The organism is Methanobacterium congolense, assembly GCF_900095295.1.
Classification (GTDB): Archaea; Methanobacteriota; Methanobacteria; order Methanobacteriales; family Methanobacteriaceae; genus Methanobacterium_C; species Methanobacterium_C congolense.
In genome coordinates, this window is record NZ_LT607756.1 from 406,974 (window position 1) to 427,288 (window position 20,315).

Annotated in this window: 20 protein-coding genes and 1 tRNA gene; 11 read left to right on the forward strand and 10 right to left on the reverse strand. The window is 39.0% G+C overall.

What is annotated here, in order from left to right; translation table 11 throughout:
* Positions 1-19: 19 nt before the first annotated feature.
* From MCBB_RS01960 to MCBB_RS01970, 3 genes are all read left to right on the forward strand, one after another.
* Positions 20-697 carry a phosphoglycolate phosphatase gene (locus MCBB_RS01960; RefSeq protein ID WP_084789738.1) on the forward strand — a complete coding sequence of 226 codons (678 nt, stop codon included), beginning with the start codon at positions 20-22 and terminating at the stop codon, positions 695-697.
* Entirely contained in the window at positions 697-2,007 is a 1,311-nt protein-coding gene (locus MCBB_RS01965) for a TldD/PmbA family protein (RefSeq protein ID WP_231916387.1), read from the forward strand. Before MCBB_RS01960 ends, MCBB_RS01965 begins: the two co-directional genes overlap by 1 nt.
* Before the next feature lie 279 nt (positions 2,008-2,286).
* Positions 2,287-2,709 (forward strand): zinc ribbon domain-containing protein, encoded by a 423-nt coding sequence (locus MCBB_RS01970; protein ID WP_071906083.1) that lies wholly within the window; start codon positions 2,287-2,289, stop codon positions 2,707-2,709.
* 185 nt (positions 2,710-2,894) lie between these two features.
* Here MCBB_RS01970 and MCBB_RS01975 read toward each other — a convergent pair whose 3' ends face one another.
* From MCBB_RS01975 to MCBB_RS02020, 10 genes are all read right to left on the reverse strand, one after another.
* Positions 2,895-4,154: a methanogenesis marker 16 metalloprotein gene (locus MCBB_RS01975; RefSeq protein ID WP_071906085.1), complete on the reverse strand. Its 1,260-nt coding sequence runs from the start codon at positions 4,152-4,154 to the stop codon at positions 2,895-2,897.
* 421 nt (positions 4,155-4,575) lie between these two features.
* A complete protein-coding gene (gene alaS, locus MCBB_RS01980) occupies positions 4,576-7,290 on the reverse strand; it encodes an alanine--tRNA ligase (protein ID WP_071906087.1) in 2,715 nt (904 codons plus the stop codon).
* 577 nt (positions 7,291-7,867) lie between these two features.
* Positions 7,868-8,170, reverse strand: a complete 303-nt coding sequence (gene rpl12p, locus MCBB_RS01985; protein ID WP_071906089.1) for a 50S ribosomal protein P1 — start codon at positions 8,168-8,170, stop codon at positions 7,868-7,870.
* Positions 8,171-8,274: 104 nt separating this feature from the next.
* Positions 8,275-9,282, reverse strand: a complete 1,008-nt coding sequence (locus MCBB_RS01990; protein WP_071906091.1) for a 50S ribosomal protein L10 — start codon at positions 9,280-9,282, stop codon at positions 8,275-8,277.
* On the reverse strand, positions 9,283-9,921 hold the full coding sequence (locus MCBB_RS01995; RefSeq protein WP_071906094.1) for a 50S ribosomal protein L1: 639 nt from the start codon (positions 9,919-9,921) through the stop codon (positions 9,283-9,285).
* A gap of 220 nt (positions 9,922-10,141) precedes the next feature.
* Positions 10,142-10,630, reverse strand: a complete 489-nt coding sequence (locus tag MCBB_RS02000; protein WP_071906096.1) for a 50S ribosomal protein L11 — start codon at positions 10,628-10,630, stop codon at positions 10,142-10,144.
* Positions 10,630-11,073 (reverse strand): transcription elongation factor Spt5, encoded by a 444-nt coding sequence (locus tag MCBB_RS02005; protein WP_071906098.1) that lies wholly within the window; start codon positions 11,071-11,073, stop codon positions 10,630-10,632. Before MCBB_RS02005 ends, MCBB_RS02000 begins: the two co-directional genes overlap by 1 nt.
* Positions 11,074-11,271: 198 nt before the next feature.
* Positions 11,272-11,454, reverse strand: coding sequence for a protein translocase SEC61 complex subunit gamma (locus MCBB_RS02010; protein ID WP_071906100.1), 183 nt, complete (start codon positions 11,452-11,454; stop codon positions 11,272-11,274).
* A 270-nt stretch (positions 11,455-11,724) separates the two neighbouring features.
* Positions 11,725-12,873 carry a cell division protein FtsZ gene (gene ftsZ, locus MCBB_RS02015; protein ID WP_071906103.1) on the reverse strand — a complete coding sequence of 383 codons (1,149 nt, stop codon included), beginning with the start codon at positions 12,871-12,873 and terminating at the stop codon, positions 11,725-11,727.
* A 230-nt stretch (positions 12,874-13,103) separates the two neighbouring features.
* Positions 13,104-13,667, reverse strand: coding sequence for a pyruvate kinase alpha/beta domain-containing protein (locus MCBB_RS02020; RefSeq protein ID WP_071906104.1), 564 nt, complete (start codon positions 13,665-13,667; stop codon positions 13,104-13,106).
* A 408-nt stretch (positions 13,668-14,075) separates the two neighbouring features.
* Between MCBB_RS02020 and comA the strand changes: the two genes are divergently transcribed.
* From comA to MCBB_RS02060, 8 genes are all read left to right on the forward strand, one after another.
* Complete coding sequence (comA, locus tag MCBB_RS02025) at positions 14,076-14,849, forward strand: phosphosulfolactate synthase (RefSeq protein WP_071906106.1); 774 nt, start codon at positions 14,076-14,078, stop codon at positions 14,847-14,849.
* Positions 14,849-15,625 (forward strand): ATP-binding cassette domain-containing protein, encoded by a 777-nt coding sequence (locus MCBB_RS02030; RefSeq protein WP_071906108.1) that lies wholly within the window; start codon positions 14,849-14,851, stop codon positions 15,623-15,625. The genes comA and MCBB_RS02030 overlap by 1 nt, the downstream gene beginning before the upstream one ends.
* Before the next feature lie 231 nt (positions 15,626-15,856).
* Positions 15,857-15,930, forward strand: a tRNA-Lys gene (locus MCBB_RS02035).
* Positions 15,931-16,281: 351 nt separating this feature from the next.
* Positions 16,282-16,983, forward strand: coding sequence for a GTP-binding protein (locus tag MCBB_RS02040; protein ID WP_071906110.1), 702 nt, complete (start codon positions 16,282-16,284; stop codon positions 16,981-16,983).
* A gap of 62 nt (positions 16,984-17,045) precedes the next feature.
* On the forward strand, positions 17,046-17,732 hold the full coding sequence (locus tag MCBB_RS02045) for a (Fe-S)-binding protein (protein ID WP_071906113.1): 687 nt from the start codon (positions 17,046-17,048) through the stop codon (positions 17,730-17,732).
* Between the two features lie 133 nt (positions 17,733-17,865).
* Positions 17,866-18,723 (forward strand): coenzyme F420-0:L-glutamate ligase, encoded by an 858-nt coding sequence (locus tag MCBB_RS02050; RefSeq protein WP_231916388.1) that lies wholly within the window; start codon positions 17,866-17,868, stop codon positions 18,721-18,723.
* Positions 18,724-19,069: 346 nt separating this feature from the next.
* Positions 19,070-19,558 carry a transcription factor E gene (gene tfe / locus MCBB_RS02055; protein ID WP_071906116.1) on the forward strand — a complete coding sequence of 163 codons (489 nt, stop codon included), beginning with the start codon at positions 19,070-19,072 and terminating at the stop codon, positions 19,556-19,558.
* A 67-nt stretch (positions 19,559-19,625) separates the two neighbouring features.
* On the forward strand, positions 19,626-20,135 hold the full coding sequence (locus tag MCBB_RS02060) for a TIGR00295 family protein (protein ID WP_145975993.1): 510 nt from the start codon (positions 19,626-19,628) through the stop codon (positions 20,133-20,135).
* The last annotated feature ends 180 nt before the right edge of the window (positions 20,136-20,315 follow it).

Sequence of the window (20,315 nt, forward strand, 5' to 3'; positions counted from 1 at the left end):
AATAATGGGTGGAAATCTATTGATTAAGGCTGTAGCTCTGGATGTTGATGGTACAATAACTGATAAAACAAGAAAAGCATGTATAAGTGCAATAAAAACTATTCGTACAGTTGAGGATATGGGAATTCCTGTTGTCATAGTCACAGGAAACATATCCTGTTTTGTAAACGCATTGTCAATACTCTTCGGCACAACTGGTGGTTTTGTGGCTGAAAACGGTGGAGTGGTGGAGTTTCAGGGAGAAACACATGTTCTTGGGGATATAGATAAATGTCAGAGGGCATATGAGTTTTTAAAATCCAACACTGAGGGTAGTTCTTCAGTTGAAAAGGTTGAATACTCACGGTACAGGGTGTCTGAAATTGCATTGAATCGGAGTATTCCTGTTAAAACAGTTAAAGATGTGCTTAAAGAGTGGGATGTTGAAATATATGATTCAAAATTTGCAATACACCTCACAGACCCTTCAGTGAACAAGGGTTCATCCCTCAAATTTCTTGCAGGAAAAATGGGGATAAGTACGGATGAGATAATGGCTGTAGGTGACAGTGAAAATGATCTGGACTTTTTGAAGGCTTCAGGAGTTAAAGTTGCAGTTTCAAATGCTGTTCCCGAGCTTAAAGATATTGCAGATTACGTTACAGAAAAACCCTATGGAGACGGGGTTGCAGAAGCTGTTGAGAGGTTTATATTATGATGTATGAGTTAGCAAAAAAAACAATGGATATTGCATTGAAACAGGCTGAAAATGCTGAGATCTACGTGGAAAAGGAAGAAAGTGTGGATGTTGATATTAAAAATGACAAGGTGGACTTTGCAAAGGAAGTTATCTCACTTGGAGTTGGAGTGAGGGTGATAATTGACGGTAAAATGGGATTTGCACACACAACCAACACCAAAAACACAGAAGAACTGACCAGAACAGTTGAAAGGGCAGTTTTCAACGCCAGTTCAAACGTGGCCGATGAAAACTTTGCATTCGCACCAAAATCCAAATATCCAAGTGTCAAAGGCCTTTACGACAAAAGGTTTGAATCATTTGAAATTGAGGAAGCTGTGAACTTTGCACAGACCATGATAAACACGGTTTCGGATCGTAAATGCCAGCCAACATCTGGAGGATTTGCTGCAGGTTCCTACAAAAGTCTTCTTCTGAATTCAGAGGGTGCAGATTGTCAGGATGTCTCAACAGGTTTTGCAGGTTACATATCTGTGAATGCAGAAGATGGTGAAGCAGTTTCAACTGCCCATGAATTAGACTCATCAACCCACTTGGATGTGGATCCAGAAACCATAGCACAGACAGCATGTCAAGTTGCACTAGACTCAAGGGGAGGCAAACCCATAGATACTGGAGACTCTGTGGTTATACTGGACTACGATGCAGCTGCAGGTTTACTTTCAACTTTCTCAAATGCACTGAATGCAGACAATGTACAAAGGGGAAGATCACTCTTTGCAGACAAAATTGGGGAACAGGTGGTATCAGATTCCATGAGTATATGCGATGACGGAACCCTTGAGAAGGGTCTCAACTCCTCAAGCATCGATGGTGAAGGAACACCAAGCCAGAAAACAACCTTAATAGAGAAGGGTATCCTTAAAAACTTCCTGTATGACATATACACCTCCAGAAAGGGCGGTGTTGAAAGTACAGGTAACGGTATGAGGGGATCCTATGCAGACATGCCTGGTGTGGGTATGAGCAACTTCCTAGTTGAATTTGGAAGCATCAACGAACTTTCAGATGTTCAAGATGGAATCTTCGTAAGGGATGTTCTCGGTGCACACACTGCAAACCCCATATCTGGAGACTTCTCAGTGGAAGCAATGAACGCCTTCAAAGTAGAAAAGGGAGAGATTGCGTATCCTGTGAAAAAGGCCATGATATCTGGAAACATATTCCAGAGCCTCAAAGACGCATCTGCAGCTTCTAAAACCATTAAACAGAGAGGCCCGTTTGTTCTTCCCCAGTTATTCATTCAGAACATGAGGGTTGTTGGATAAAATTTTTATTCCCCAAGTATCTTTCTTTCCAAACTATCTTTCTTTTTTTGTAGGTGAAAAACCTTAAAAAGCAGATCCATTGATGGATGGTTGTGTAAACCATGTACTCTAAATTTATATGGTAAAAATAACTTTTATAAGCTATAGAATTTTTATAAGTTATATGGGTGCAATTAAAAAAACTTTATAATACCATATAATCTTATAGTATTCCACATTAAACTTTTCAAATGATTATGCATGTAGAATGGTGGGATATCGAAACTGGCAAGTGGTAACATGATCTGTGAAAATTGCGGAGCTAAAATTGGAGATGATGAGGCATACTGTCCCAACTGTGGTATGGAACTTTTCATACCCAAAAGTAAGAGGAAACCAGTATCTAAAAAGCCCCTGAAGGAAAGATACATAGAGGGGGAGTACCAGGATCAGGAAGACTACGAGGATATCTACGAAAGTTACAGTGGTTACGATGAACCTGAAACTCCTAGACGAAGAGATCACTCTAAAAAACCACAAAAACAGGAATATTATGAGTCTTATTATGAATACGATGATTATGAACCTGTGCCATCCAAGAAATCCAGTGATATGGGTGCAACTCTTATAATACTAATTGCAGCACTGATAATCGGATTTATGATAGGTATCATGCTATTTTCTGGAACGTCCCAGGTAGTTCCCAGCCTGAAGATTGGATGAACTAATCTTTAATCAGTTTCTGTAATTTTAACTCAATTTCAGTTAAATTTCTATTTTTATTTTAAAATTTAATCTGGAACTTTTTTAGCATAACTCAAAATTAAAAAGTTTTCTAAAAAAAGTTTTTTTTAAATCTTCAATGATTCAGGAAGAAATAAAAGAAATTTAAGGATGGAAAGTTGGGACTACAAGCAGTTATTCAGTAAAAATTTCCCATCAACTATCCTTTTTGTCAGTTCTGCAACAAGTTCTCTGGCCCTTTTTATATCGGACTGTCTGCACATCACAGGAACCTCCATAGGTTCTCCTTCAACGGAAAAATGCACACTTCCAGTTTCCATTGTGAAGGCACCGTATGGACATGAGTAAGCACACATTCCACAGCCGAAGCAACGTCTTGTGTTCAACGTGTCTGTGTAAGCCCCTGTAGGACATCTCTCACGAACGATACAAACCTCACAGTTTTGACAGGTATCTGAGTGATAAACCGGCCTCTCATCGGAACCTTCCCAGGCATCAGCATAGTCAGTGAATCCAAGAACACTGTGACGGCCTCTTATATCTGTAACTGGCAATTTAACATCCTTATTCTGTATGAAGGTTTCCTTGAATATATCCTCACTCAGAATAGGGATTGCAGCTGCAACACTGTCGAAGATCTCAGGTCCAGCCCCAGTTTTGAACCCCCCAAGGTAATGAGGATCCATAGCTTTCATATCTGCCGTTATCATCATGTTGGGTTTTTCAGCACTGCTGCGTGTCCCCCTGCCGATCACAAGACCTTCAGAACCGTTCAAAAGCACTTTAGCCCCGGCACAAATGGCATTCATTGATGGATCGTTCTGCAGGGGATTCAGCTCACCGCAGCCTGAAAATGTGAAGCCTTTGAAGGGACCAGCCATGTCTATGGCGTTGAATATGGATGAAACAGCTTCGGTTGTTGGATTTACAAATGAGTTGTAGTTTTTGAAGGCAAGGCGTGTTCCGATCATTTGGGCAGTGCCTAAATCATCCATAGTAACGGTTGATTCAAATTTTTCTCCGTGTATGGATTCAACCTCTATTTTCACATCATTTCCACTAACAAGGTCCTTGAAAAGGAACCCTCCACCATAGGTCTCATCGTAAACACTATGGTTTGTCCCGTAAACGATCATATCCACGGATCCAAGCCATTCATTTGGACATGGACCTGGAAATCCAGGTACACCATTGAGCAAGACACTTTTAGCTTTCTTGAATGCTCCAGGATCTGCAACCGGCACGTGGAGTACTGCAGCTGTTCCAGACATTATTCCACAAGTACCTGTGGTCACAACATCAACATCCTCAGCACGTGGTTCCTCACCATCCCTTACAAGATGTGATATTTCCTCTGCTGTTAAGACAGTTGCATCTCCACTTTCAATTTTCTTATTTATCTCTTCTATTGTACGGATCTTCATTCAGGTTCTCCGGGTTAGTTTGTACATCTAAAATCATTCATATAAATTTTCAACGATTTTTTTCAGGAAATTTAGAAATATTTTTTTAAATAATTTAAGTAAATTTTTAAATATTTTTAAATATTTTTTTTATTAAAAAACAATTAAATTTTTCATTTTTTTATAAGAACGATTTTTATAACAATTGTTTAGTTTGGATCATTTCTTATATAACATTTTGATTTTTTTTTGATTTAAAAATGGTTTTAAATTCAGGTTTTAAATTCAAAATTGAAAACTGAAGATAAATTAAAATTTTATGAAAATTTAGACTAATTAAATTAGAAATAAATGAAAATGTAAAAATAAAAAATTAATAAAAAATTAAAAAAACTGAATACTTTTAATTAGATGATTTTAAAGTAATTGAAGGGTTATGGATTCACTCCACAATCTCCCTCACACTCTTTGCAACGTACTCCATTGCCTCATCCATCTTCTCGCTGCTGCGGCCTGCACCCTGTGAAAGGTTGGGTCTTCCACCCCCACCCCCACCAAGTAACTTGGCTGCACCCTTGATGATCTCGTTCATATTCACACCAAGACCTACAGCTTTCTTAGAGGAAGCCCCAACGATCTTACCCTCAGTGTTACCAAGTACAACCACGTCAACGCCATCTTCTTTTTCCGTGAGGTCCGTTGCGATCTTCATGAGTTCGCCCATGTCACTGTCCATCTGCTGGCTCAGGAAGGTGATGTTTCCAATACTTTCAGCACTGTCTCCAAGTCCACCCATCTTGAGGGCAGCGATCTGATCCTGAAGTCTTCCAATTTCATTCTTGAAGGCCTTCCACTCTGTGAAGAACCTTTCACAGGTTTTAGGGAGCTGTTCAGCTTCAACCTTGAATATGCCACTGCTCTCCTTGAGGAGGTCATCGTTTCTTTGAACAGCTTCAACTGCAGCTTCTCCAGCTGAAAACTCGATCCTTTCAACCCCGTCCTGGATCCTCTCGGTACGGGTTATCTTGATCATACCGATATCCCCTGTGCGCTCCACATGGGTACCTGCACATGCCTGAACATCCACATCCTCAATCTTAACAGTTCTGATGTTGATTCCAGGAACAACTCCTCCCTGGTAGAGTATGAAACCGTACTTCTTCTCTGCATCTGTCCTGTTCATCCAGCGGGTTTTAACATGATGATTTTCCATCACGAACCTGTTTGCAATGAGTTCTATCTCCTGAAGCTCCTCGGGTTTTATACGTTTGTAATGGGACAGATCGATTCTTGACTTTTTGACACCCTTCTGGGCACCTGCCTGCCATATGTGTTCCCCAAGAACCTGCCTTGCAGCTGCAACGATCAAGTGTGTTGCTGTGTGGTTCCTTGTAAGTGCCACTCTCTGCACAGGATCGATCTCTCCTTCAACCTCTGAACCAGTAAATGCCCTGAGTTTCTCTGCATCTTCATCACTCAGTTTGTGCATGACAACGTTCTGAACCTTCTCAGCATGAAGAACCCTGAACTTCTCATTTCCAACCTTTAAAAATCCTATGTCCGATGGTTGACCTCCTCCTTCAGGATAGAAGACGGTTCTGTCAAGTACTGCACTGGTTTCATGGAAACCAAGCAGTTTTGCTGTGAAATCTCTTTCATCTGGTTCATCGTAGAACATGAGCTCTGTTTCAGGGAAGTCAAGTTCCATCTGGAACTTCTCTTCAACTACTTCCTCTTCATGCTCCGCTGCAACCAGGGTGTAAAAGTTGTCGGGAACATTTGCACTGAAGTTTTCAGCAGCTGCAATTTCCTCAATACTCTCTGGAGGAATTCCATGGGAATCGTAGAGTTTTATGAGCATATCTGTGGGAATTTCTGTTTTGTTCTCCTTTTTAAGGTACTTTATACTCTTCTGAACCAGTTTTTTCCCTTTTGATGTTGTTTTGCCGTAGCGTTTTTCTTCGAGGTTGATTATGTTGGATATGTGCTCCTGGCTGGTTTTGATTTCAGGGTAGGTTTTGGATAAAAAGTCAAGCTGCATGTCCATGATGTCAGAGAGTGATTCCTTCAATTTAAGGTCCTTCATGAACCGTACTGTTCGTCTCAGAACGAGTCTTGCAAGGTATCCTTCCTTGACGTTTGATGGTATCACTCCATCTGCAAGCATGAATGCAAGGCACCTTGTATGGTCTGCAATAACATATACTGCTTCCATTGGCTCTGCAGCCTTTGTAAGCTCGTCAACGGATATTCCGAGTTTGTTTGCAACCCTTGATCTTAATACCTTGAGGTCTGCAATGTCCTCGATGTCCATCATCCCGGCTATTTTTGCATTCTCCCCAAGGAGTTCCTGGTCGAGTTCCACACCTGATATGTCCTTAAGTTGGTTGATGACAGGTCCGAAGGATGCGTCGTAGGCTGTTGCTGTTCCCTGTGAGATCCATGCGAACCTCTCAAGCCCGTATCCTGTATCAACGATCTTCAGTGGAATCTCCTTGAGCCCATCTGGTGTTGTTTTGTACTGTATGAAGACAAGGGTTGCAAGTTCCACTCCCCTGACGCAGATCTCATAGCAGGGTCCTTCGTTTCCACCACCCTTCCACCAGGATTCTATGTAACTTATCTCACTTGGATCGATTCCAATGTGTTTTATGAAGTCGTGGCAGTACTTGACAGTTTCATCCTGCCAATAAATCTGTTTTTCAGGGCGGTTGAATGCGTGGTGTGCACCCATCGTGAAGCAGGTCATGTGTCTGCCTGTACGTCCAACGTTGTCCACATCGTTGAGTCTGATGGATGGTTGGGCCACAACAAGGGGGTTTGCAGGTGGTTCCACCATTCCCGAGGTTACCCAAGGCTGGAAGTTGTAGATTGAAGCTCCAACAAGGAAAACATCATCTCTCCATCGTTTTGCAAGTACTGGGTACCGCTTTATGGGGGTGTGACCGTTTTTCTGGAAGAATTCTGTGAATTCCTTTTGAATTCCGTAGAGGTCGTACTTCTTGCTGGTTGCAGGGTTTCCTATGAATTCGTACTCATCGCATGGAGCATCTCCACAGGTGTCCCTATCTCCTATTGACCAAAATTCGTTTCCACATTTTTTACAGGTTTTCTTTGTAAATCCGAGTTCTTCAAGCTGACGAGACATGGTAATCATCAATAAAAAGTTTTTTTAAGTTTAACTGACTTTACTTATTAATATCCACTCTTATTTATACATAAATTTGAATCAAACTCTTCTAAACGTCTAAACCATAAAGAGTGTAATGTAAGAGTTTTTTCATTCAAAAATTGTAATTAGATCTATATTTTTTAAGTACTATAATTTCAATTGTTTATTTGGTATTGTAATCAACACTTATTTTAGTTTTGATGTTTAAAATGTGATCCTATTTTGAATGAAAATGGTTTAAATAGTTTTAAAATTTTTTTAAAATAACTTTCAGAAATGGTATTTAAAATAGGATTCAACTGTAAATTAATATTAAAAACTGAAAATTAAAATTCATTCTACAAAAATAATTCTATAAAAATTCTATGAAAACCTAAAGGATTCTAAAATATAAGTTCTAAAAATAAGATATAAAACAATATTTTTAAAGATAAGTCTAATAAGTTAAGTCACGATCTTAAAAAGTCGTTTGGAGATCTAATAATGATATATTAGACTCCTGACTTTTAGGACTAACGAAGAGTCCTGTGAAGTTTTCGATTAAAAAAAAGGGGAAATGAGATTATCCGAAGAGTGCACCGAGACCGGCTGCTGCTTCTTCTTCTTTCTCTTCTTCATCTTCCTCTTCTTCTTCCTCTTCTTCAGCTGCTGCTGCAGGTGCTGCGGCTGCTGCAGGTGCTGCGGCTGCCACTGCTGTTTTAGCTATAGCTTCTTCGATGTCAACATCTTCGAGTGCTGCTATTAATGCTTTGATCCTTGCTTCATCTGCTTCTGATCCTGCTGCTTCTAATACCTTTTTAACGTTCTCTTCGTTAATGTCCTGATTTGCTGTGTGCAATAACATTGCTGCGTATATATACTCCATTTGATTCACCTCAAATTCTAAATATTCTTAAATTCGTTTAACTCGTGAGTGTTTCTCTGAGTTTTAACTACTTAATTTATTAAACTTGTTGAAATTCAGTTAAATCAGCCAAATAGGGCTCCGAGACCGGCTGCTGCGTTCTCTTCTTCCTCTTCTTCAGCTTCTTCCTCTTCATCGTCTTCGGGTTTATTTTCATCCTTCGGGGCTGCTGCTGCAGCGGCCTGTGAATTCAGTTTTTCTCGAAGTTCATCATCAACTGCATCTGCATCCTTACCTGATACTTCAGATGCAACTGCAAGCATCTGTGAGTAAGCTTTTGCAAGTATCATGTCCCTGGTTTTGGATGTTAAGACATCTGCATTCAGTGCCAGGTTCATTGCTTTGGTGTTTGCATTCTGCAGTAGTACTGGTACGGACTCCTTGTTGAATATCACGGCGTTCACTGACAAGTTCAGTGCCTGAGTGAAGGCTTTCTGTACATCTGCTATTGTTTTCTCTTCATCGATTGTCAATACATCAGATGTGTAAACTGTTTGATCTTCATAAGCAGCTACAAGGTCAATTCCAACTTCCATTGGGAATATCTCAAGTCTGGTTAACATACTTGCAATTTCCTTGGAGATGGTTTCTCCCTCAGCAACTATAGTTTTATCATTGGTTATAACTATTTTGCCCTTGTCGATCTTTGCAGGAATGCCTACTTTCTGGAGCTCACCAAGTATTGGGCCTGGTTTGAAGGCTGTGTCACCCTTTGGCACCACGATGTCTGCTGGTGCAATGCTTCCAGCTTTTGCAGGAGCATCTGTTTTACTGGCCTCAAGTATCTTGTACAGCTTGAATGGGTTCATATCTGTGAAGATCATGGCGGGCTGGCCCTCCATGTGTCCTTCAAGATCTGCTATGTTTTCCTTTTTGGACTCTGAAAGTGCAAGGCTCATTAAGGTTTTCCTTGACATCTTAACAACTGCACTGTCCTTCAAGGATCTTCGCATCTTCTGAAGCTGAGGAGCTGGTATGTCTGAAAGGTTAGCCATACCCACAACATCATGGCTTTCTATGAGTTCTTTGAGGCTTTCCACCTCTTCTTTCTTCCAACTAGCTACATGAGGCATTTAGATCACCCTCGCTACTGGACCCATGGTTGTTTTAATGTACATGGCCTTGATCTGGCTTCTTCCTTTCTCCAGTTTTCTGTCCAGTATATCCAGCACTGCTTCGATGTTCTCTGCAATGAGTTCATCATCCATGTCCTGAGCACCTACAAGTGCCTGTATAACTGGTTGATCTTTTATTCTAACTTTTGCTGTGCCTTTAAGTTTCTCCATGATTGGTTCGGCTTTGGCTGTTGCAGGAACAGGTTTAGGCATTTTTTTCCTTGGTCCTAATACAGGTCCCAGGAATCTACCTACCAATGGCATGAAATCTGCCTGTGCAACGAAAAAGTCATGGTTGTTTGCAATCTTTTTCGCTTCTTTACGGTTTTTACCAAGTTTTTCAAGGTCTTCCTTGGTTATAACCATATCTGCACCTGCATTTTTGGCCTGAAGCGCTAACTCACCTTCAGCTATGAAGGCAACTTTAACGTCTTTACCACGACCATTTGGGAGAAACACTTCTTCATCTATACGGTTTTCTGGCTTTTTCACGTCTAAATCCTTGATGGTTATAACAACATCAATGGATTGTGTGAAGTTCCTCGGCTTTGAGTCTTCTTTAGCCTTCTTCACCGCTTCAAGTATCTCTTGTTTCATCAAATATTCCTCCATGAACTTTTTCAATGAAAAGTTCACAATGAATTATTCTATTTTTTGTTCACTGATATGATGCCATATCCATGAAATTGAATTTGTGATATGTGTGATATGATGAATGAAATCTCATCCATCATTTATGATAAATTTGTGAATATGAAAATTTTAAATATTTTGGTTACACTTGATTTAAATTTTAAAAATAGAAATAGATCAGGATTTAAGCATCCTGAACAAGTACACTGTCGTACACTCCTTCATCTATTTCTTTCTGCACTTCTCTTGGGTCCTTTCCTTCGACGGTTAGTCCCATACTTACGCAGGTACCTATAACCTCTTTAGCAGCCATCTTGTAGTCGTTGGACAGTAATGCATCGAATTTCATACGAGCGATCTTCAGTGCCTGTTCAACTTTGAGGTCTGCTACTTTGTCTACTCCAGGATCCTGTGAACCCTTTTCTATGTTGAGTTCATCCTTGATGAGTGCGGTTGTTGGTGGTGTACCAACTTCCACTTCAAATTCCCTGGTACTTATGTCAACTATGACCTTAACTGGTACCTTCATTCCACTGAAATCTGAAGTTTTTTTGTTGATCTCTTCAACCACTTGCATCATGTTAATGCCCAGCGGACCTATTGCAGGACCTAATGGTGGTCCTGGTGTGGCTTTACCGCCGTCTATAAGAATTTCTACGGTTTCTTTTGCCATTAATCTGCCTCCTTCTGTATTAATCTGATTTGATCACCTTTAACTGTAACAGGAATTGGAACTGCGGCCTCAATAAGTTCTAAGACCACATCTTCTTTAGATTCGTCTATCCTGATAACTTTGGCCTTTTCTCCCTTAAATGGTCCTGATACCAGTTCCACAATACTTCCTTTCTTGATGGAGGCTGTTATAGGTTCAGGGTTTAAAAAGGTTTGTATCTCATCGTAGGGTATTTCACCTTCGATTGCACCCTTCATGTGGGGAACCTTAAATGCAGGATTCTGCATGTCTATTTTAGTGTCTGATTCAACTAAAATATATCCTTTAAGTGTTTCGGGCACTAAAATTGAGCGAACTTCAATTCCACTCGTTTTAACATTCCTTGCAAGGAGTCTTGCAACGTTCTTCTCCTGGCCCACAAGGGTTCTTATTGCATAGATCAATTTATCACTTACCTGACTTAAATCAATATCACTTTTTGGATTTAAATAATTTTAGATAATGCTGTTTTAGGTTTCGTTGAAATCATAAATTTAGATTTTTAATTACAAATAACTATTCAAATAATTATTATAAATAGATAATTATTTTAAAAAATTTTTTAAAAGCTGTTATAAATTGGATTTAAATCAACATACTCATTACTGGCCTAAAAGTTGGGCTATCATGCTGACTACAAATCCTACAACACCTATTATTATAACTCCAATGCCTGTTATTTTGGCAACGTTAAAATATTCTGATCTGTCTGGTTTCCTGGACACATGCAGAACTCTCTGACATAATTTTAGAAAATTGACTGTTGACTCTTTACTTAAACTCATAGAAATACCTGCTTTGATAAAATTAAAGAAGAGATATTTATAAAAAATTTAGAATATCACCAATAGCTTATCTATTTAGGGATTTATAAACCTTTTGATCTGTGGGGATGGTACGGACTAAACCCCTAAAAATAAACCTAGTGAATCATGCTGTCTTGAATGGTTCGAATAACCTTCCATGATTAATCTATCGGTGATGGTGTCTCCTAAATGATTGACAGTATCATCTATCAATTAATATATCTCTTCATCTAGAATCAATGTCTTTGATTAAAAAACACCGTCAATGAATTCTTCTAATGAAGATTCTGGAACAGTTTCTTTTGTCTTTTCTTCTACGAACTCACGTTCACCTGGCAGTCCAAATATATGTGGTGACTTAACTCCTGCCACGACTATGGTTGTTCTTACTGTGTTCTGGAGGTCTTCCTGTATCTGTGTACCCCAGATTATGTTTGCATCTGGATCCAGTTCATCTGCAACTATCTGAACAACTTTCTCTGCCTCATGGAGTGTCAGATCTGAGCTTCCAGAGATGTTTATGAGTGCACCTTTGGCATTGGATATGTCAAGATCAAGCAGTGGACTGTTGAGAGCTTCATGAACAGATTCTATTGCCCTGTCACCTGAATCAGATTCACCCATTCCTATCATTGCCATTCCTGAGCCCATCATAATACTTCGGATGTCTGCAAAGTCCAGACCGATTAAACCAGGTTTGGTTATGAGTTCGGTTATGCCCTTCACAGCCCTTCCAAGTATCTCATCTGCAACCATGAAAGCCTTGTTTATTGGAAGGTTAGGTGCTACTTCAAGGAGTTTGTCATTTGGAATGACTATTACTGTGTCTGCAGCGTTTTGAAGCTTTTCAAGTCCTTTTTCAGCGTTTTCTCTTCTTCGAAGTCCCTCTGCACTGAAGGGCATTGTTGCAACAGCTATTGTAAGAGCCCCTAATTTCTTTGCAAGCTTTGATATGACTGGTGCAGAACCAGTTCCTGTTCCTCCACCAAGACCACAGGTTACAAAGACCATATCTGACCCTTCGAGTTTGGCCTTTATCTGCTCTTCGCTTTCTTCGGCACTCTGTTCTCCTACATCAGGGATTCCACCAGCTCCAAGACCTCCGCATGTGTCCCGACCAATGAGTATTTTATGGTCTGATTTTGAGTAAAAAAGATCCTGTGCGTCGGTATTTACCGAGATAGTTCCTGCTCCGGCTATTCCTATTTCACTGAGTCTTGAAACTGTATTGTTTCCTGCCCCTCCAGTTCCAATAACATAGATTTTAGCCCGGCTTCTCTGTATAATCTCTTTAAGATCGTTGTCGATGCTGTCATCATATTCATGATGGGCTTCAACTTCTGATCTTTCCCTTCTCTTTTCAGATTCTTTTATGGTATTGTTTATAAGAGATTTCAATTCATACCCCCACAGCTAATGTTACTAATACTTATTGTGTTATTGTAATAACTCATATTTAAAAGCAACGGTTTTTTCACCAATAATTTATTATCACAGAACTGATTTTTGACTTTTATCATGAAAATGTCATCAACATTCCACTATGAAGTCATTGTGAACTTACTAGTTTTTTAAGATTAATTTTTGAACTGTTGCTTGGAAACATGATGAAAAGATAACCCAAAAAATCAGGGTCTTGGCATTGCAATGATCTCATGTATCCTGAGGTCAAAGAAGTTGTTTATATGTGCTGGACTGAGAACAACTGCAGTATCCACACCTTTTCCAGTTCCACCTATGGCTATAACCTCAGTATCTGTTGGTATAAGTCCCGCATCTGCTGCCATGATACTTATTTCAACGCAGACTTTCAAACCCTGGGAGAACATCCTTAAAGTTTCTGCAACTACTTCAACAGGTGTAACGCCGCCGAATTTGTTGGATATTCCCCTCCCAACACCGCTGAGAGCATGGGATCCTGCGTAGATTTCAACACCTCTCTTCTCAAGTTCCAAACCGTACTTGGTTTCAACCTCGATTTCATCCCCACCCCTGAAACCTGCATGGTGGGTCACGTTAACGATACTCGCATCCTCAATCTTCTCTGCAAGTTTAACACCTGAACTTCCAGATGCAGATGCAATAACAATGTTCTTTATGCCTAACTCTTCTTTTCGAGCTTTAACAAGTTCTATGAGTTTATCTGTGTTTTCTATACCTGGATTTTCAAAGTAATGAATGTTTTTATCCATAAAGAATCACTTCACCTTCTATTTGCATGAGCTTAACCCATTACAGCAACTTTTTTTCATAAGCTTGAATCAAGTAACTTATTATAAGATTTTAATAAGGTTGCATTCGGGTACCAATCAAGAACCACTAATTTTGACTTATTTTTTGAGGGTTCCCAATGAGTTTTTAGATTTATTAATCCTTAAATTTGAACTCAGATAAATTTTTTGATTAAATGATAATACGTTAATTGATAATCATAGTTTTCATCACATTCAACCTTCCAATTAACTGGTGATCCATCGAATTTTCAAATTTTTTTGAAGCGAAAAATTCAATTCTTATTAGGTTCTAAAATTTATTTGAAATAGTTTATATATAATCTGCAATCTAACATATGAAATTAGATGGAAAAACAAGGTGATGCAATGAACGCATTTAATTTTCTCACACAGGATCGCGTTAAAGAACCTGGTACTGGAATTACCATGATGTTAGATAAGGGAACAGGACCTAAAATGTTGGAGGACCTGCTTGAGATATCAGGTGAACACGTTGATCTTGCGAAATTTGGATGGTGCACATCTGCGGTGTACAATGAAGAAATTGTAAAAACTAAGGTTGAATCTTATAAAGCCCATGGTGTTGTGCCATACCCCGGTGGAACATTATTTGAAGTAGCTTACACTCAAAACAAACTTGAAGAATTTCTGAATGAAGCAGATAAACTTGGATTTGAAGCTATTGAAATATCAGATGGTTCTGTTGATATTCCTTTAGAAGCTAGGGATGAAGTGATCCAGAACGTTAAGGACAACGGATTCATGGTAATAACAGAGGTTGGAAAGAAGGATCCTCAAAAAGATGGAGAATACACGACTCAAGAAAGGGTGGAACTAATTGAACACGATATAAACATGGGAGCATACAAGGTACTTATCGAGGCTAGAGAAGGAGGAAAGGGTATAGGTATTTATGATAATGCTGGAAATGTTAAAAAAGATGATGTTCAAAGGATTGCAGACAGTATTGACGTTAAGAATGTGATCTGGGAGGCTCCTCAGAAGAATCAGCAAGTTTACCTCATACTCAAATTTGGAGCCAATGTAAACCTGGGTAACATTCCTCCAGAAGAGATAATCTCCCTTGAAACAATGAGGCGTGGATTAAGGGGGGATACCCTGGGAAAGGTGAACCTGTGATGATAGAGAAAATAACTGTTAGAGGTGGCTACGATAAACAGGGAAACAAGGAACCTGTTGAAGAAGTCATCATAAGAAAGGGTGAAATATTTGGAGTTGTAGGTCCAACAGGAAGCGGTAAAAGTTCTCTCATAGGAGATATAGAACAGCTCGCACAGGAAGACACCTTTTCACGCAGAAAGATCCTGGTGAATGATGAAGAACCAAGTTACGAGGACAGAACAAACCCACGCAAGAAGATGGTGGCTCAACTGTCCCAGAACATGAACTTCCTTGCGGACATGTCTGTGGGTGACTTTTTGAATCTTCACGCCAAATGCAGAGGTGCCAGTGACAAATGTGTGAACTCCGTTATAAAACTGGCAAACACACTCACTGGAGAGCCAATAAAAAAGGACTTTGACCTTACAATTCTAAGTGGAGGTCAGTCAAGGGCTTTGATGGTTGCAGATGTGGCAATAATAAGTGATTCACCAATCGTGCTCATCGATGAAATAGAGAACGCAGGTATAAGAAAACACGATGCCCTTAAGGTTCTATCGGGGCATGGAAAAATAGTGATGGTTGTAACCCATGACCCTGTGCTTGCACTCATGACAGATAAACGTATAGTTATGAAGGCTGGAGGTATGCAGAATGTTGTGGGCACAACACCTGCAGAAAAAGCAATATCAAAGAAACTGAACAAGATCGATGAACTCCTGCTCAGTTTAAGGGACAAGGTGCGTAATGGAGAAATTATTGAAGATGTAAATATGGAAGATCTGGAACTGTGAGATGTTTCCAGATAAAAATCTACCATTCCCCCCCTTTTGAAGCTGTTTTCCATAATAAATTCCGGATAAAATTATTACTTCAGACCAAAACAACGAAAAAAATCCCATATTCTTATGAAACAGCCACAAACTATTTAAGTCCCATTGAACATTACATGTTATGTGGGACTTAGACCACCAATCATTTGTTGTTGAGATAATTCAATTCATTTTCTGTTCAGATTTATTATGGGGCCCGTAGCTCAGTCTGGCAGAGCGCTTGGCTCTTAACCAAGTTGTCGCGGGTTCAATTCCCGTCGGGCCCGCTTACTTTTTACCAGGAGATTTACTTGTTCATGGCTTTTTTTTATCATAATTCCATAAATTTTAATAAAATCCATAAAATCAATAAAGTAATTTTCAGTCATCTTTTTTATCATTAAAAACGTTTTTCAGTTTATTTTACCTTACTCTATTAAATTAACTATATCTAACACTAAAACCAAATTAATGCTTTTAAATAATCAAAAACAGGATTTTAGGTTAATTTTCCAATGGTCTTTCAAGGAAAAACACTTTAATTAGATGATCCATACAGATACCTGTTTTTAAAAATTCATGGTAACATTGTATGTACATTCCCACAAACTTATTAAATCATATATATTGGTGATAACATGAGAATGGTAATTGTTGCAGGAACCCCGGGTTCTGGAAAGACAGCTGTACTGATACATGCCCTTAAAAACCTCAAAGAAAGGGATTTAAAATCATCCGTGGTTAAAATTGATTGTCTCTACACAGATGACGATCAAAAATTTGCCAGGGTTGGGGTACCAACCAAGGTGGGACTTTCCATGGACATGTGTCCAGACCACTACGCCATCTACAACGTAGAAGATATGATAGCTTGGGCAGAAGAGAATGAATCAGATTTTCTCATTGTTGAAACAGCAGGACTCTGCCACAGATGCGCTCCTTACACAATGAACTGCCTAGGGGTTTGTGTTATAGATGCAACCAGCGGACCCAACACCCCCCTTAAAGTTGGCCCATTCCTCAGCACAGCAGACATCGCAGTCATAACAAAGGGTGACATGATATCTCAGGCTGAACGTGAAATATTCCGGGAAAGGGTCCTTGAAGTGAACCCAAAATGTAAGATAATAGAAGCAAATGGCCTTTCAGGTCAGGGATGCGTTGAACTTGCGGAAGAGATGATAAAGTCAGAAGAAGTGGCCCTTGATGAGGAAAAATTAAGGCATTCCGCACCTCTTGCTGTGTGCACGTTATGTGTTGGAGAAACCAAGGTTAACAAAAAATACCATCGAGGAATACTCCGTAAAATTGATGGATTCCAGAGCTATGAAGGAGAATAAAAAAGTAGATCTGAAATCAGGATAAAACAGGATATTAAATTATATAAATTACAGGTGTATTTATGAGCAACAGTTCAAACAACACAGATCCGCGATCCAGGCTTTTGAAACTCTTACCTGGCTTCAACTGTGGTGTGTGTGGCTACGCAAGGTGCGAAGAGTTTGCACATTTCCTCCTAAAAAATAAGGTAGAAGTTGAAAGCTGCAGATTTCTCCTTCAAGAAATATTCAATGAAAACAGGAATGAAATAAGGGAGATACTCAAGGAAGAGGATGTGATCCCTGAAGAGGAAAAATTTGTGGGAGTTCTGGACGGATACGAAGCAGATTTTATATTGCATCCCCTCCCCGGGGAACGTTCATGCCGAGAAGTTCTTTATCCATTCACACACAAGGAACTCAAAGCAGGAGATGTTGTAAGGTACAGGCCACTTGCATGTCCAATAACCCATTTTGCAAAGATTCTAAGTGAGGACAACGGCCTCATAACTGTCCACATGATAGGACCCTGCCACAGAATTGATCCAGAATCTGACTTTGAATTCCTGGACATTGGAATATGTATGGTTGGAGGATTTGAGGGCATAATCGAGGGAAACATGCCCCGTATCGGTGAAACAGTCCGATTCCTTCCAGGGCACTGTATGATGCAGAAGGTCCATTCTGGAGTTCTTGTGCAGCTTGAAGGTAAAAGGGCAATAATAGAGGGAATAGACCTTAAGGTTTGGGCACCACCAATTAAGGGATAAAACTTCTTATTCTTATTTTCTATTGATTTAGGAGTTAAAAACTTCAATGGATAATTTAATGGATAATTTGCAGTTATTTTACGATAATTTTGCGGAAGTTAACAATCCACTATGGACTTGAACGGTGATAAACTTGGATGAACATGTATTGGATAAGAAACTGAATTACCTCACTATACCAATTAAAACAGGATACATAAAACCTGGTGAACCTTATGAAACAATAGTTCATGCTGCTACAGATCTTATCGAAGATGGAGATTTTCTTGTGATCTCTGAAACACCCATATCTGTATCCCAGAACAGGCTAGTTGATGAATCAAAATTTGAACCATCACTATTATCCACAATACTTGCAGAAGTATGGTCCAAATATATGTGGGGTTATATTCTGGGCCCAATTTTCCGGATAAAAAAGAGAACCATCCATAACCTCAGAAAACTTCCTCCAGAAGCCAGATCTCATAAAAAGGTTATTCTGGAATATTATGGGCTGAAACATGCACTTAAACCTGCATCTGAAGCAGGAGTGGATTTGAGTAACGTTCCTGGAACATTCCTTTCATTACTTCCAGATAAACCTGAACTGGTTGCAAGGGATATTGAAGAGAAGATAAAAGATAACACAGGTAAGACAGTTACTGTGATGATCATAGACACCGATGCAAGTTACGAAATTTTTGGTAGAAAATTCACATCCCTTCCCATAGCAGTTTCTGGCATAAAATATGATCTGGGATTTTTTGGGTATGTTTTAGGCCGATTTGGGAGTAAAATAGGTCCAACACCTTTGGGAATTTCAAAGAGCCATGATCTGGATGATATAATTGGAATAGCTAAACTAGCTGAAGAATATCATGAAAAAAATGAGATGGATATAGAAACGGTTTACGATATGGGCAGTGCCTTCGATGGGGACATAACTGATATCACAGTTGAAATGCTCGATTCTGTTGAACACACACCAGCTGTAATTGTTAGAATCATTTAAACTTGTTTTTAACCATTGCTTTTTCTGATCAATATTGTCATTCAACAAATATAAATACTATTTTGTTTATATAGAATAACACCGAGATTGTTATATTCTTTTGAAAATTTTGAATGTAAATTTCAAAGTGTAATGGTGTAAAACGATTTGATGTGAGTGATGATCAAAGTACCAAACCTGAACTGAAGTTTCTGGAAATTAGGTACCGACCATTAAATTTGATTGTATTTGAACCATCGTATCATGGCTTTAGATGGTTAATGAACTGTTCATTTATGGAAGTCATGTCAGATCATGAATTGATCTCGGATTCACTCAAATTTTCATAATTAAAGGAGGAGCTTAAATGCTTATGGATCCCACCGTTCAAGAAGTCCTCATGGACATCACAAATGATGAGGAAAGCAGTGTTTCCATCATTGAATGTTTAGTGAAGGGTAAAACAACAGACGAAGAAATTGCAGAAGAAACTGAAGTAAGACTTAATATTGTAAGAAAAGTACTCTACAAACTTTACGATGCAGGAGTTGCTAGTTACAAAAGAAGCAAAGACCCTGAAACCCAGTGGTATACATACAGTTGGAAGTTTGAGGAGGAAAAGGTTGCAGACATAATAAATCACAAGTATGAAAACTTTTCAAGGGAAATTGAAGAGGCACTGGAATTCGAAGAAGGAAACATGTTCTTTGTATGTTTAACCAACGGATGCAGATATAGATTCGAGGAAGCATCTGAAAACAACTTTGTATGTCCAAAATGTGGTGGAAACCTTGAATATCAGGATAACTCTGCAGTTATAACTGAATTGAAGGAAATGATGCAAAAAATGAGTTGACCCATTAAATCATGAAACCCTATTTTTAAATTAAGATCTGAATTAATTATCATTTGAGGAAGAATATTTGAATTCGAATTTAATCTTAGAGAACTTAAACGATCTAAAATTACCTTCCCATGTAATTGAGCACTGTAAAACAGTTTCAAGGAAGGCACTACAATTATCCTCTAATTTTAACCATGTGAATGTGGATTTGATTGAAGAAGGAGCTCTGCTCCATGATATTGGTAGATCAAAAACCCACAGTATATTTCACGGGGTGGTGGGTGCAGAGATACTTCGTAAAAATGGATATCCCATTGAAGTCCAGAAAATTGCTGAAAGACATATAGGTGCCGGAATACCTCGGCTTGAAGCAGAAGCACTTGGATTACCCTCTAAAGATTATATTCCCCTAACACTTGAGGAAAAAATCGTTGCCCATGCAGACAACCTTGTACATGGCACAGAAGAAGTTGGAATAGAATTCGTCCTTAAGAAATGGGAAAAACGGATTGGATCGGATCATCCATCAATTCCAAGGATTTTAAAGCTTCACGAAGAAATCGTTGGAAGTACTGATCTTAACGAGTAATTGTCCACCCATTTTATTATCCCTTCTTAAATTACACATTTCAATATACTACTTCCACGTGGTAGTACATCAATCTATGCATTAAACTGGTTAAATTTTATTTTAATTGTTTTTAAACTTTTATTTTTTAGAATTCCATCATATCTCTTATTTTTGAAGTAGAAAATTATTTATTAGTTT

Bases quoted from the DNA above. Each gene is read 5' to 3' on its own strand.
- MCBB_RS01970 (WP_071906083.1), top strand. From the start codon at position 2,287: ATGATCTGTGAAAATTGCGGAGCTAAAATTGGAGATGATGAGGCATAC.
- comA (WP_071906106.1), top strand. From the start codon at position 14,076: ATGAACGCATTTAATTTTCTCACACAGGATCGCGTTAAAGAACCTGGT.
- MCBB_RS02020 (WP_071906104.1), bottom strand. From the start codon at position 13,667: ATGGATAAAAACATTCATTACTTTGAAAATCCAGGTATAGAAAACACA.
- MCBB_RS02000 (WP_071906096.1), bottom strand. From the start codon at position 10,630: ATGGCAAAAGAAACCGTAGAAATTCTTATAGACGGCGGTAAAGCCACA.
- MCBB_RS02045 (WP_071906113.1), top strand. From the start codon at position 17,046: ATGAGCAACAGTTCAAACAACACAGATCCGCGATCCAGGCTTTTGAAA.
- MCBB_RS02010 (WP_071906100.1), bottom strand. From the start codon at position 11,454: ATGAGTTTAAGTAAAGAGTCAACAGTCAATTTTCTAAAATTATGTCAG.
- tfe (WP_071906116.1), top strand. From the start codon at position 19,070: ATGCTTATGGATCCCACCGTTCAAGAAGTCCTCATGGACATCACAAAT.
- MCBB_RS01965 (WP_231916387.1), top strand. From the start codon at position 697: ATGTATGAGTTAGCAAAAAAAACAATGGATATTGCATTGAAACAGGCT.
- MCBB_RS02030 (WP_071906108.1), top strand. From the start codon at position 14,849: ATGATAGAGAAAATAACTGTTAGAGGTGGCTACGATAAACAGGGAAAC.
- MCBB_RS01995 (WP_071906094.1), bottom strand. From the start codon at position 9,921: ATGAAACAAGAGATACTTGAAGCGGTGAAGAAGGCTAAAGAAGACTCA.
- MCBB_RS01975 (WP_071906085.1), bottom strand. From the start codon at position 4,154: ATGAAGATCCGTACAATAGAAGAGATAAATAAGAAAATTGAAAGTGGA.
- alaS (WP_071906087.1), bottom strand. From the start codon at position 7,290: ATGATTACCATGTCTCGTCAGCTTGAAGAACTCGGATTTACAAAGAAA.
- MCBB_RS01990 (WP_071906091.1), bottom strand. From the start codon at position 9,282: ATGCCTCATGTAGCTAGTTGGAAGAAAGAAGAGGTGGAAAGCCTCAAA.
- rpl12p (WP_071906089.1), bottom strand. From the start codon at position 8,170: ATGGAGTATATATACGCAGCAATGTTATTGCACACAGCAAATCAGGAC.
- MCBB_RS02040 (WP_071906110.1), top strand. From the start codon at position 16,282: ATGAGAATGGTAATTGTTGCAGGAACCCCGGGTTCTGGAAAGACAGCT.